This is a genomic window from Candidatus Tisiphia endosymbiont of Beris chalybata (assembly GCF_964026555.1).
Lineage (GTDB): Bacteria > Pseudomonadota > Alphaproteobacteria > Rickettsiales > Rickettsiaceae > Tisiphia.
Window position 1 is genome coordinate 838,705 of sequence record NZ_OZ032159.1, and the last position, 13,706, is coordinate 852,410.

The window sequence follows — 13,706 nt, forward strand, 5'->3', positions numbered from 1 at the left end:
TTACATATTTATATAAAGTTCTACTACTTAATCCCATAAAAATCTTTAGCTCCTTGTAATAAAATATCAAATTCTTGCTCATTGCGAGTACTATTAGTTGCACCTTTTACAAAAGTACCGCCTATTACTCCAATATCATTGATACCAGTATTGGCAAAATGTTTTGGGAAAATATAAAATGAACGATCTACTTTTTGTCCAGCTTCAGTGGTACCTTCGCTTAAATGAAGCGAGATCATATGTTGTAAATCTTTAGAATTTTGTTTTTTAAGCATAATCAAATGTCCTTGAACAGAAAGCATTTCCGGGTCATTATTCAGGACGCTTGCCCCCAATCCACTACAGTTGACAATGAATTCATCATCTATTTCAGTAAAGGAGGTGATTTTTTTCTGGATAAATTGAATCTTGTTATTTTTTAAGTATTTGTGAAGATTGCTCATCATTTTTTCAGTGTGAATAAAAATACCATCATCATATGCAACCATAGCTCTAGTAGTGCCATTACCAAAATCAAGAATCACATCTTTTGGTGGTTGCATAACTTTACCGATATAAGGCGTTAGGCGGATATCATTATGGGCTAAATAGGCTGGTAGGATTGCAGCACCCTCATGAAAAACTGGATGTGTTTTTTTAGCAATAGAAGAGTAAAATCTATAGCTATTAATCCCTAGCTCATTAATGAGGGGTTGTATTTCGGGAGCATCGTCCATAGATGATACCGCAAAAAAGCCTCCAGCATTATGAGAAGTTAAGTTTTCAAATTGTTCTGCAATAATTTTAAGATTGCTAAAACCTCTAATCTGTAAGTCATAAGCTGTGAACAGCCCTATCACACCCGCCCCAATAATTGTTATAGGGGTAGTTTTTTGTAGTTGAGTAACGCCCTTAAAGTTTATCAACAAGTCATTAACATATTGTGTAACTCCAGGAGCAATAGTCCAGCCGCTACCACCATGTCCATAATTATGGGCAATTATTTTTCTCTCTTTTTGTTCTATAGATATCTTCGGATGTTTATACCTAAGTGGGCGATAACATAGTATTTTTTGTCCTAAATATGACGATGCTAAGTTTGGAGGATTAATTTTCCTAATTTCTACCTCTTGTGCTAAAATTAAACTTGGCATCCATAATAGAATAACAACCAAAATTTTTCTACTTCGTTTGACCATAGATCGCATTAACAGAAATAATATTTTTGATAAGCTCAATTGCATAGATCCCTATTAATTAAATATATATATACTCTAGGAACTTCAAGAATTGGCGTCGTAGTGCCCTAAAGATCGAGGCTGCTCCCGTACTTTATAGTATGCTGCGCTGCTCGACTGGGCCACTCCTCGCTCTTCTTGAAGTTGATTCTATAGTCTACCAACTCTTCAGGTACGAGCAGTATACTACTTAAATATGATTTTTTTTGCTCTTTTGCAATAGACTTCTTGCATAATTCGCATCGAGTAGGTAATTTGTATACTCTTCGCCTTTCAAGAGTTGTTTTGTCATTTTATCAAAGTTTCGCGTGCTCACGTATAGTATAGTCCATTAAGGTGCGTACAGGATATTTATCTTCAAGTATGCATGACTACTACGCTTCCCGCGTACTATCGTGTATGTATCATAATAACCTAAGCTATATTCTTTATACGCTGCGCAACCTCCCCTTTAAGTTCACGTGTCACCCACTAAATCACTTTGGCCATAGAGTTTGGCTGCACGCCCTCTACTTGATGCGAGCTGTGCAAGAGGCTTATTATAGTCACTTAGGTTAAACTAGCTACGTTGTTGCTCGTCGCTTACCTAGTATCTCCTAAGCTTCACTCCTCGCGCCTAGTATCTAATTCAACCTAAGTGACTATAACAGGAGGGGCCCTAATCCTTATTTATTTGATTTTTATCAATTGACACACATCCTAGAAAGCCGTAATAATAGCGCAAAGCAGATATAGCAAGTAATATCTGCCTTAAATTATATTAACTATTTTGTGGTTCCAGTTTATCAATATGAGTAAAGCAAGTAAAAGAAATCCCCATAATATTCCCCTAGCGAATAATTTTAATAATCAATTAAGTAATACCTACAGAAAATATTTAGCAGATAAACAAAATGGTAATGATCAACAATTGGTCAATAAAAAATTTATAGAGGATTTAACGTCCTTTATAGGGATAGCGTCTAACTGCGGTCGGGAGGTAAGTGTCGCAGAGCTTAAGTATTTAAAGCTTTTCTGGCTCAATTATAATGAAATCTTAAACAATCCACTGCATAAAGCCACAGTACAAGATATCAAAAATCTAGCTTCTTATTCTGCAGAGCAATGGCTGCCAGCGGCTCAACAAGTGGAGTTAACGCAAACATTATTCTATATACAAGATAAAGCTATAAATTTACAATTAGGTGATGTTAAATATTGTAACAGGATACTTGAAAACATCGAGCAGTGGTGGTCCATTCCTGCTACCGGGCTGGACGTGGTAAGACTAATAGAGCGCAGGTTTAATAAGGTAGCGCTAATAAAATATAAAAAATATAAATTTGATGAAAATATCTCTAAGGAAAAAATAGAAGGTAATATATTTCTGGCTGCTTGTAGGAGTCATAATAAAGAGTATCTGGACGAGGTAATTACAGAATTCAGCTTAAATTTAGCAACCTTGCAAATACCTACCACGGCTGAAAATTATTGGATTCAGCCGCATAATACGGAAAGAACTCAAACCCCTTTGGAAGGTCTGACTTTTATTACTCCCTCAACCGGGTTATTATATATTACAAATAAAGCATTTAAAAAAGACTATGCTAATTTGATATTTAAAGAAAAGCGCATTCACCCTGATTCTGATCAGTATAGAGCTGATTTTTCGAAACTGAACTATATGACAACATTAATGTTATGCAGCGTGTCAAAAGATTTTGAGGAAGCACAAGAAAACGCAAGTTTATTAATTGAGTTTGGTGCTGATGTTAACTTAGTAGCAGAAAATCATTTAGGTATACCACGTACAGCGGCGTCTTTTGCAATGGGTAACACAAATTATAAGTTATTAGAGTATTTGGGAGAACAAGGTGCTGATCTAGGAAAAGCCCCTAATATTTTAGGTGAAATAGTTAAAGGTTGGTGTGGAGGAGCGATGCCTCCTAATCTCAAAGTTATCCCCACTTCTATATCGCCCGAGTTAAGGGGAGAAAAATTTGCTACACATTGGCAAAAAGTTTGTCTGATAATAGAAAGATTTTTCTTAAAGAAAATAACTTCCACTAAAACTTTTACTTCTGAAACAATCGAAACTGATCAAACAGACGATTTCCAAAGGGAAGAAAAATTAATAATAGAATATATTGAATTCAAGGAGCAAATTCAAGACGCCCAAAAAGTAGTGTATAATGCAGAGACACAAGAAACATCTGCGAAAGAAGAAGTTACAGCACATAACATCACAAATAAATTTGATTTATTGCTTCTTAAGCTCATACAAAAAAGTGCCAAAATAAATTTAGAAGAAAAAGACTATGAACCAATTCAGCAATTAACTATACAACATCCCGAGCTGGAATGTTATGCTATTAGTAGTATTTTAAATGAATTTAAGAAAAAAAATATTAACAATAAAGCTGATACTAGTTTGGTAGAGAATATATTAGGATATAAACCAGAATGGTTACACAAATTTTTTCTTCAAAAAAAAGCAATTTGTAACACTGAAGTAGAAGAAAATGGGCTTATACCATTTAATAGTAATATATACCAAATTCAAGGTACTAATCTACACCACAAAGTCTTTATTACTTTATCAAAAGATTTAAAGTCGAAATTAGAAAACAGAACAGATTTTTTTTATAAGAAAGTGCAAGATACTTTATCTCATTGTAAGTTTATTACGGCTAATAGTAAAAATATTACAGGTATTAAGGCCTATTCTAAGGGTCAAGACCAAGTGATTAAGCTAAAAATTGCTAATGAAAATTTTTCATTAAGAGCTACTCGTCAATACATTGAGAACAAGACTGGAAACGTCCTTATAATTTTACAAGAACTACAGACTCATAATAATGAAAGTAATAAGCCATTAATTACTACAAGATGTAAAAATTTTAAAGATCATCCAGAAATAATTAGCTTATGTAGGGGAGATTTAGCGCATAAGCAAGCACAAGCCTTGGTAAACCTTATCACGACAGAAAGTTGTTTAGATAACTCAGACAGTTACGAAGCTACCCAAGATGAGGGAGGGAGCGGTAATTTAATAGGGCTATGTGCACATTAATTTGAGTAATTAGCCTTCCTGTATGACAATCACCGCTTCCTCAGTATATACTCGCTGAACTTCAAGAATTGGCGTCGTCTTGCCCTAAAGATCGAGGATGCTCACGTACTATAGTACGCTGCGCTTCTCGACTTTGACTCTCCTAGCTCTTCTTGAAGTTGCCCTTCGTCTAACCCTTAAATTAAAGGAGGGTATCAACTATATGTTTTTGCAACAGGAAATTTTTGTTATTTAAAATTACAAAAACATAGTTGGTACCATTAAGATATATTTAATCCCATGCCAAAAAGTTCTAAATTTATGAGGATAAAGTTGGAAACCTCAGGTAAAACTTACTTGGCTTTGAGCCCATCAAGTTTTTTTTGATAAAATTCATTTTTCGCTTATTAAGTTTATAATTAATTTAGTCATTAGCTCTTTCTGTATAGGATTACTTTCTGCAATCAATAACGTCAGTGAGGTCATACTATGGGCATTCATCATCTTCATTTCAATTTTTGCTTTCCTCAAATAGAGCAAAAACAAAAAACTTGCTATCCTTTTATTTCCATCATTAAATGGGTGGTCTTTAATAATAAAATATAATAGATGCGCTGCTTTTTCTTCAGCAGACTTATATAAAGATATTCCATCAAATGTTTGGTCTATATTACCTAAAATGCCTTTAAAAATATTTTCTCTTTCTGCACCAAATAAACCGCTGATTCCTGCTGATTCTTGCGTTACTAATTCGTTTTTTAATATTAATATTGCCTGAATAGCCTCTTGATAAGTAAGTAATTCTTGAACCCCTTCTTGTAAATTAATTGGAATAGCTAAATTATCATTATCATACTTAACCAATATATCCCAGGTTTTTGAATAAGCTTCAATTAGTCGGACTAGTTCTTTACCTGTCTCGTTAACTAAATCATAATGAACTAAACTATTCGATAATAACTCTATAGTTTGTTTTAGCTGCACCAAATTATCTTTCAATACTTTATCATGGTTGATACTATATCCTTTAATAAGTTGGTCTTTTAATATTTTAGAAGCCCATCTTCTAAATTGAATACCGCGTTTGGAATTCACACGATATCCAACAGATATTATCATATCTAAGTTATAATATTTGGTATTATAGGTTTTACCGTCAGAGGCAGTATGTGCAAAAAGTGCACATACTGATTCATCAAGCTCCTGCTCTTCTAATATGTTATTGATATGTTTAGTAATAACAGTTCTATCTTTAACAAAAAGTTCTGCTATCTGTTGTTGGGTAAGCCATACTGTTTCATCATGTATTGCTACCTCAACTTTTATATCACCACTATCTGTCTGATATATCATTATCTGATTTGCTTGACTACAAGCATCGAGCTGCGTTTTGGCCATATTGTTGTTTTATATTATTAATTTCCGATTGAATTGTTGGAGCGCTTCTCACTATTAATAACATATGAGCCAAAGAATAATAAACCGTATATCACTAATGAATATAAGCATTTGAAGGAAACCTCTGCCCAAAATATTGCAATCACCCTACTAGAGGAAAATTGATTGATCAAGAAACCTATCATTATACTTCCATCTATAATCGCCCCTACCACTAAACCAATAAAATTTCTGAGATTAAAAGAATAAGTAGGTTTTAAATATTGCAACACGCTTGTGCTGCAATATATTGAGACTAAAAGTGAAAGAAATGAGGCTCCTGTCATCATCGGAATAATTCTTCCATGTATATAATAATCAAAGTTCCATAACAACCCAAAGCTTACAACTATACTTACTATCAGACTTATTATAGCACTTTTTTTAGTATGTAATTCAGTAATAATATTTGCAGTTAATGCTAAAAATACAAATACCAGCGAACACTCTGCGATCTTATTAAAAAAATTTAATAAATAGGTAAAGGTAAATAACAAACTCATTAATAGTGCTAAAACCTTATTGTTAATATTGCTCATGCTTTTCTCCTAAATCAATTTACTATATTAATAGATTTTTAATGATAACTATAATAGCAACTATAATTTTTAAACACAAATATTTCTTTAACCGCTTCGCTGCTCTTTGATGAGGTCCCCAAGGAACTAGCACCTCTTCAGGTGCGAGCAGTATCCATTGATTAGTAGATTATACTTTTAATTTTATTTAGAATTTTATGAGTAGCAGCATTGAAGTAGCACCATATTTGCTTTAAAAAACCAACTTTTTCAACTGGATCTTTAGCAAGCAAATCTATTTCTTGGATATCTTCATTAGTAACTACTTTTAATTTCCCTATTACTTCCCCAGCTTTTATCGGGGCAGGAATAGGGGAGGTGAAATTTGTTGTACTTTCTATTTTATGTGCGCCTAGGCGGGTTACAAGAGCGGACACATCTTCAGCTACTATTATTTTCACTTTCTCGCTTACCCCTAGCCAAACCTCTGCTTCTCCAATTTCGTCCCCTTTATTATAAATTTTCTTAGTAGTAAAATTTTGTTTTACCCAATGCAAGAGTGCTAGAGATTCCTCGGCTCTTTTTTGCATAGAACTAAGGCCATTAATAACCATAATATAACGCCGAGCGTTATCTACAAAAGAGGCCACCATGCCAAATCCTCCCTGATCAGTATGACCGGTTTTTATCCCATCACATCCTAAATCTTTGTATAATAAAGGGTTACGATTTCCTTGAGTGATAGCTCTTCCTTTCTGATCTTTCCCAAAAGTAAAATATTTCTCACTGTAAATAGGGTAAAATTCTGAATGGTTCTGAATTAAAAGTCGTCCCAGTACAGCAATATCATATACTGTACTATAGTGGTTTTCCTCAGGCCATCCGCTAGCATTCATAAAATGGGTAGAGTTCATTCCAACTTCGGAGGCCTTTTTATTCATACTATCTACAAAATTCTCTTCGCTCCCTGCCAGCCCTTCAGCCGCTACAACACACGCATCGTTACCTGATTGAATAATTATACCATATAAAATATCTTTTAAATTGACTAATTCCCCAAGAGGCATAAAAGATTTCGATCCTCCCATCCTCCATGCTTTTTCACTAACAACAAATTGGCTATCAAATGTTACTTCCCCTTTCTGAATTTTATCCTCAATTAAATATGAAGTCATTATTTTGGTCATTGAAGAAGGAATCATACGCTCATAAGCATTTTTTTCTAGCAATATCTTGCCTGATAAAAAATCCATTATTATAACTTGTTTAGCTCTCGTTTCTATTGCGCTAGTGTTAGGGTAACGGATAATATTCGAGATAATATTATTATTTTGCTCTTTAATTAGAGGGTCTTTTAAAGAGGCAAAGGCTTTTGTTTCAAAAATAACAAATATTATTAACCCCAGGAAAAAGGAGCGATACTCTTTTGATCTCAAGAATTGGATTTTATTTTGCGCAGTAGGGGCGTGGAAGTAAACTGGTATATGAGTGCGTAAATCCTTGATAAACTGAAAAAACAATTCAGAGGCGCCAAAGAGTGTAGTTGATAAAAATCTACGTAATTTATAAGCACTGTTCATAGTATAGGTATTAAGTTTAAGCATGTCATAATAGACTTCTTGCATAATTCTACTTCTGCTGGTAATTTGTGCGTCGATCCGGTACTCCAATCCTCACGTACACTTAAGTACGCTGCGGGCCTGCGTTCCATGTCTCCTACAAATTCCCTACCAGAAGCGAATTATGCTAGAAATCTATTAGGTGATGGGAGATACAATAATACTTATTTCAAAAAAATAAAGAATAAATTGTATGTTATAAAAATAACCTCTATTTTGTTAAAATTATTGATATACTTAAATGATCTTCTAAATTAGCGCCGCAAAACTGTGGGGGATTCATGTGTTAGAGTATATACCGTATAGAAACCTTCACAGAACCTAAATTTTATGACTGATAATAAGATTACTTCTCCTGAAAATGTCTCTCCTGTAAATCATAATGAGAAACTTAATACCATAAATGTTGCCTCACCTATAATAATTCTAGTATCCCCTCAAATGGGGGAAAATATCGGCTCTACTGCTAGAGCAATGAAAAATTTTAATATTTCTGAATTAAGGATTATATCACCGCGGGACGGGTGGCCCAACGAACAAGCCCGTAGTATGGCAGTAGCGGCAGTTAATATCATTGATAATGCCAAAATTTATAATGATTTAGAGAGTGGTATAAAAGATATTGATTATCTATATGCCACTAGCTCTACTGCGCGTAATATGAATAAAAATTATATCTCCTCAAAGAACTTATACCAAGATTATCCTAGTAATCTTAAAGTAGGCATTATGTTTGGGAGAGAAAGCTGTGGTTTGCACAATAAAGAAATTATTTATGCTAACAAAATCATTAATATAAATACTGGAAATTTTGGATCCCTGAACATTGCACAAGCAGTAGTGGTTATATGCTACGAGCTATTTCACGCTAGTCAATCTCCTAGTACCAATAATATTATAAACGAACAAAAACTAGCAACACGAGGAGAATTAGAGTATTTTTTTGATCATTTATTTAGTGAGTTGAGTAATAAAAATTTCTTTAAAGTCCCTGAAAAAAAATTACATATGACCCAAAATATTATGAATATTTTTACTCGTATAGATAAATTATCTAGTACTGAACTACAGACTTTAAGAGGCATTATCAGTACTCTTAGCTCGTAAGCACCTCCCAAATGTATATGAGGAGTGGAAGGCTACGTTTTGACAACAAAGTCACCCAGTAGATCGACTTATGCAGGAAATCTATTAAATAGGTAGTTTGTAATTAAAGCCTATACCAAATTCTCCCACCGCTATAGTTTTCTTAATCGGTTTAGCTGCTACAAAACTTCTGCTATTAATATCAAGGTTCTCATATTTAATTCTTATAGAATGAGCTACTTGTAACTTTGCAGCAGCAGTGAGACTAAAATTATTTGTTATTTCCTTAGCAAACCCTAGCCCCATTTGCCAAGCCAGGCAGTTACTCCGGTGCCTTATAATCTTAAAATACTCAGTATTGTTAAGTTCAGACCAAAAAGAGGAAGCAGGTCGAACTTTTACTTGCGCTATCCCTCCTCCTAATATGACAAAGGGGGTTAATCCTTTTACTTTATTTAAGTCATACTTAAGATTCAACATATATATCCTTGAATCTACTTTAGTCTGGCCTGAAGTTTTTGGTATTGCTGCTCCTAATGTGGTAGGAATTTCTGGTAAAATATAATGTAACCGATAACTAGGCTGATAAGTTATAGAAAATTCAATTGCCATTTGAGGATAATAACTATAGCCAATTTTAGCATTATGCATTTTTGTTTTTTTGAGTATAAAGTCGCTCTGAGACTCTTTATGGCGGAATTTTTTTATTACCGGCTCTATTAACCCAAGTTCTCCTCCTAGGTAGAAAAAATTTTGTTCAATTCCTCCTTTTTCGGCATAAGTTGAAGTAAAGATTAAAGAATATATTATAAAAACCTTTAATAATAATAATAGATTGGGGAATTTGATCATATTTAACCTGGATGCCCTAGAGAAAGCGTAGATTATATAACAATTACTTTACAGGTCAATAAAAAAGCTCCTTTGATTTTAAGTACGTCTATACGGGGCAGTTTAAAAATTGCAGCTTAAAATTGAGAAAAGCTTAAATAATTCTTGAATAAGTATAATTTACGTTTTACACCTTATCTACAAGGTGCCCAAGTGATTAGGTAAAACCGATCCATCGTTTAACCTTAACTTTACTTCCTTAAGGCTTCTCGGATTTGCATCTATTACTTCTAATTCTACTTGGTCATTTATATTGATTTTTGTCCCTATTGCCGGTACATTTCCTATTTTTGCTAAAACTAGCCCCCCTATTGTATCGAATTCATCGCCTGGGGTTTTTAATTCAACTCCCAAAGCTAATTCCAGCTCTTCTACTTTAACTCTGGCATTTGATATAATTGTATCTTTAGTGACAATTCTAAAGTTATCATTATCAGACTTTTTATCATGTTCATCATCTATTCTCCCTACTATCTCTTCTATTATATCTTCAATAGTCACAATGCCATCAGTGCCGCCGTATTCATCAATTACCACTGAAATCTGCACACAACTCTTACGCATTTCAGCTAATAAATCTATTAATTTCATGGAAGAAGTAGAAATAATAGGTTTCCGAATTATTTTTGCTAACTGTAAGGGTTGGCCAGCCGCAAGTAGCTTAAATAAATCTTTTATATGAATAAAGCCAACTATATTATCTAAAGTTTCATTATAAACTAAAGTTCTAGTACGCAAAACTTTATTACTATATATTTTACTTAATTCTTCAAAACTTGCTGTTAATTTTATAGCTTCAATATCCGACCTAGGAATTATTACTTCTTCTACAGTCTTTTGGCCAAAATCTAATAAATTCATAAAAATTTTTTTTTCTTCCAGCGACATTTTTTTTCGATTAGTATCTAATTTTTTAACCAGATGAAAAAAATTATCCCCCGTTTTCCAACAAGAACACCAAGAAATAAAAATTTTAAAAAAATTTTTAATCATGAATATTTTAGATAAAGGGGAGGAAGAGTCTTCTTTTTTCGAAGATCGCGGCATATAGTTCTTTAAAATAATTAATATGGAGAACCAATTGCAAAACAGTGTAATATTTCTGCTTCTAACTTTTCCATAATCTCTGCTTCTTCATCATTTTGATGATCAAATCCTAATAAATGCAAAATACTATGTACTAAAAGATGTGTAAAATGATCTTTAAAAGTCTTATTTTGACTTATTGCTTCTTTTATAATTGTTTCATATCCAAAAGCTATATCTCCTAAATACATATAATGTAAATCTGGCGTAAATTCAAGTAAATGCCGGAAATCTAATACTATATCAGGAAATGATAACACATTAGTAGTTTTATCTTTACCTCGAAATTGTTGATTTAAATTCAACATTTGACTATCGTCAGTAAGTAAAATCACTATTTCAAGTTCTTGCGTTATTTTTAAATTATTATATCTATTGATTATATTAGCAACAACTTTTTTGACAAAAGACTTAGTAATAAACTTATATTGTTGCCAACTTTGAGAACTTCTAATAATTTCAACCTTAATTTTCATGGGATATATGATGGGCTATAATTATTTGTGCATTGGAATTATTTTGTATTTTATCAGAAATGCCCGTGTTTTTGTACTAGGTTCTTATATCTACTTATAACATATTTCTAAGATATAAGAACCTAGTATAGTCACAATTCAGGAGAATTTGGTGCTAGGAGCGATGGTAGAGCCTATATATAATAGGCAAGCGACGAGTGACGATGTCACCAACTTCTCATCAATTGACTATATAATATGATGGGAAGAGATTAAGTGGAGTCGTATATAATTCCTATTCAAAACTTAAGCAAGTAATTGCTAAGTATAGCTAAATACCGCAGGCTATAAGACTAATAAGGGTAGCATCCCTATTAAAGGAGATTGTTCATTATATTCTTGAGCACAAGTTGAAAACCAGCCCAAATGCTCATCATTTTGAACCAAAACTCCTGGAACCTGAGTTGGTGCTTTAAGGAAATCCTGAAAAGCAAAGGGTTTTACTCCTATTACTTCGTATGTTGGGTGGTCAGCTAATGTTTGTGATGACAAAACTATAGCATCATTACCAGTAGAGATAATTTGGTCCCAGTCTGGGGAATCTGGTATAACTAACTGGTTACCAACCTGCGCCCAATTATCGGTTGGAATAATGCATGGGTTAAGCTGCTCAAAGTACTGAATACCATGATCACGGAGACAGTCTAGTTTTTGGATAGAGGCTGATATTCCTAAATATTGAGCACAGGGTTTAATAATTGCACCAACTATATCATATAAATGTTTAGTAAAACTCCAACTTGTCGATACTTCAATATCTTGATTACCATAAAGCCTTAAATTCACTTGCCCTAGCTGCGGATTACACATATTAATTGGGTTAGGTCTAGCATTCTCACATACCGAATGTTTTCCTACTATTTCTATAGTGTCCTTGAAATTTTCTGCTGTGGTAGTAAGTAAACCATCTTTAAAGGCTGTTGTTATCGCCTTTAAAGCGCCAGGATTTTCATAGGTATTACATGTACCAAGCTTCAGCCCTTTTCCTGTAATACACGCTGCTGCTAATTGTGCATTAACGGCTCCAAGCGAATGACCGCTAGTACTAAACTCAAAATCTGCAGCTGCTTCTTCGCCCCCAACTAATTCAATTGTCTTCGTTATCATTGCTTTGATTGCGTCAATTTTATAAGGAACCTTACCCTGTTGAACCCGATGACAATCAATTAAATCCCTTATATCTGTGGGTATTGTACCTGCTGAGGCAATAAGTACTTTTTTAGCTTGCTCGTTAATAAATACCACGGCTTTATAGCTATATTGATTAGTATCCACACTATCAGAAGATTTAAACGCTAACCTCCAATCTGTACCCACTAACTTTTCCTCTAAGTTCAATGCTTGACCTTTAAAATTCTCCTCCTGATACATATAATAAGAGAGAGAAGTGCTATGGAGAGGAAGATCTACACCCTTTAGTGCGACTCTATCTACTGACAATTCACGTTCATTACAAAAGTCATAGCCGCTTCCTAGCTCTATAGAATTATTATTAATATCAACAATTGAAGTGTCTAACCCACTACTTTCCTTACCTGCAAAGATTTGGCTATCAAATTGCTTACCACTAGTCCCGCTCATTTTCTCCTCTCCTTGAAACCTTATTTTGTTAACCGGTTGATACGGTTTTTTTCAAAGCGTATTATATACTAAACTTTTAAAATATACAATATCTTTATTACAAACTAATGGGCATTGCCGATAAATAGTTGATGGCAATCAAAGATTGTGCTTGGGTGCCGTAAACGTCATGAGCTAAGCGAGCGTTTGCTGCGCGCGGCAATCCAGGAAACATTGGTTTGTTTACAGGATTTTTCGAGATTGCTTCGTCAGCCTTATGGCCTTTTCGCAATGACAATGCTCTGGAATCAACTATTTATCGGCAATGCCAACTAATGCCCTTTTGCTAGGTTCTGTGAAGGTTTCTATCTAACGGTCGATTTCGTCGTTATTTTCGTTCTCGAATCCTCACGTACATTTAGTACGCTGCGGTTCTGTGAGCAAAAATGCCTATAAATCTACTCATTACATAGAAACCTTCACAGAACCTAGTTTATTTTAGAAGGAGGGACTATAGTTTGAATAGTGATAGCATGCAGTTGCTTATTGTCAATTATTTGAGCCAGAGCCTTTTTTACCATTTTGTGTTGGTTAACAAGGCTTACTCCGACAAAGGTGTCATCTTCTATTATTAGAGAATAATGATCTTGATCACCTGCATAATCAGTGATTTTTATTTTTGCATTTGAAAAAGTATACCGTATAATTTCTTCAAGCCTTTGAATAGATATTGCCATCTTTCACTA

At 33.8% G+C, this 13,706-nt stretch carries 11 protein-coding genes; 2 read left to right on the plus strand and 9 right to left on the minus strand.

The features are described 5' to 3' along the window. Nucleotides 1-23: 23 nt before the first annotated feature. Complete coding sequence (locus AAGD44_RS04005) at nucleotides 24-1,217, minus strand: FAD-dependent oxidoreductase (RefSeq protein ID WP_341763487.1); 1,194 nt, start codon at nucleotides 1,215-1,217, stop codon at nucleotides 24-26. 790 nt (nucleotides 1,218-2,007) lie between these two features. On the opposite strand from AAGD44_RS04005, the gene AAGD44_RS04010 reads away from it, so the two are divergent. Further along, nucleotides 2,008-4,269 carry a hypothetical protein gene (locus AAGD44_RS04010; protein ID WP_341763488.1) on the plus strand — a complete coding sequence of 754 codons (2,262 nt, stop codon included), beginning with the start codon at nucleotides 2,008-2,010 and terminating at the stop codon, nucleotides 4,267-4,269. 372 nt (nucleotides 4,270-4,641) lie between these two features. Here the strand turns inward: AAGD44_RS04010 and AAGD44_RS04015 are convergent, their stop codons facing one another. The 3 genes from AAGD44_RS04015 to AAGD44_RS04025 all read right to left on the minus strand — a co-directional run bounded on the left by AAGD44_RS04015 (nucleotide 4,642) and on the right by AAGD44_RS04025 (nucleotide 7,828). Further along, nucleotides 4,642-5,646 (minus strand): virulence protein RhuM/Fic/DOC family protein, encoded by a 1,005-nt coding sequence (locus AAGD44_RS04015; protein WP_341763489.1) that lies wholly within the window; start codon nucleotides 5,644-5,646, stop codon nucleotides 4,642-4,644. 17 nt (nucleotides 5,647-5,663) lie between these two features. Next, entirely contained in the window at nucleotides 5,664-6,224 is a 561-nt protein-coding gene (locus AAGD44_RS04020; RefSeq protein WP_341763490.1) for a VUT family protein, read from the minus strand. Nucleotides 6,225-6,385: 161 nt separating this feature from the next. Further along, nucleotides 6,386-7,828, minus strand: a complete 1,443-nt coding sequence (locus AAGD44_RS04025; protein WP_341763491.1) for a D-alanyl-D-alanine carboxypeptidase family protein — start codon at nucleotides 7,826-7,828, stop codon at nucleotides 6,386-6,388. A gap of 324 nt (nucleotides 7,829-8,152) precedes the next feature. On the opposite strand from AAGD44_RS04025, the gene AAGD44_RS04035 reads away from it, so the two are divergent. After that, the gene (locus tag AAGD44_RS04035; protein WP_341763493.1) at nucleotides 8,153-8,929 is read left to right on the plus strand and encodes an RNA methyltransferase; all 777 of its coding nucleotides are present in this window, start codon (nucleotides 8,153-8,155) and stop codon (nucleotides 8,927-8,929) included. An 84-nt stretch (nucleotides 8,930-9,013) separates the two neighbouring features. On the opposite strand, the gene AAGD44_RS04040 is transcribed toward AAGD44_RS04035, so the two are convergent. The 5 genes from AAGD44_RS04040 to AAGD44_RS04060 form a co-directional block, all read right to left on the minus strand. After that, the gene (locus tag AAGD44_RS04040) at nucleotides 9,014-9,760 is read right to left on the minus strand and encodes a porin family protein (protein ID WP_341763494.1); all 747 of its coding nucleotides are present in this window, start codon (nucleotides 9,758-9,760) and stop codon (nucleotides 9,014-9,016) included. Between the two features lie 177 nt (nucleotides 9,761-9,937). Further along, nucleotides 9,938-10,846, minus strand: a complete 909-nt coding sequence (locus AAGD44_RS04045) for a hemolysin family protein (RefSeq protein ID WP_341763495.1) — start codon at nucleotides 10,844-10,846, stop codon at nucleotides 9,938-9,940. A gap of 17 nt (nucleotides 10,847-10,863) precedes the next feature. Beyond that, nucleotides 10,864-11,361, minus strand: a complete 498-nt coding sequence (gene ybeY, locus AAGD44_RS04050) for an rRNA maturation RNase YbeY (protein WP_341763496.1) — start codon at nucleotides 11,359-11,361, stop codon at nucleotides 10,864-10,866. 324 nt (nucleotides 11,362-11,685) lie between these two features. Then, nucleotides 11,686-12,981 carry a hypothetical protein gene (locus AAGD44_RS04055; RefSeq protein WP_341763497.1) on the minus strand — a complete coding sequence of 432 codons (1,296 nt, stop codon included), beginning with the start codon at nucleotides 12,979-12,981 and terminating at the stop codon, nucleotides 11,686-11,688. Nucleotides 12,982-13,448: 467 nt separating this feature from the next. Beyond that, entirely contained in the window at nucleotides 13,449-13,697 is a 249-nt protein-coding gene (locus AAGD44_RS04060; RefSeq protein WP_341763498.1) for a BolA/IbaG family iron-sulfur metabolism protein, read from the minus strand. Between the last annotated feature and the right edge of the window lie 9 nt (nucleotides 13,698-13,706).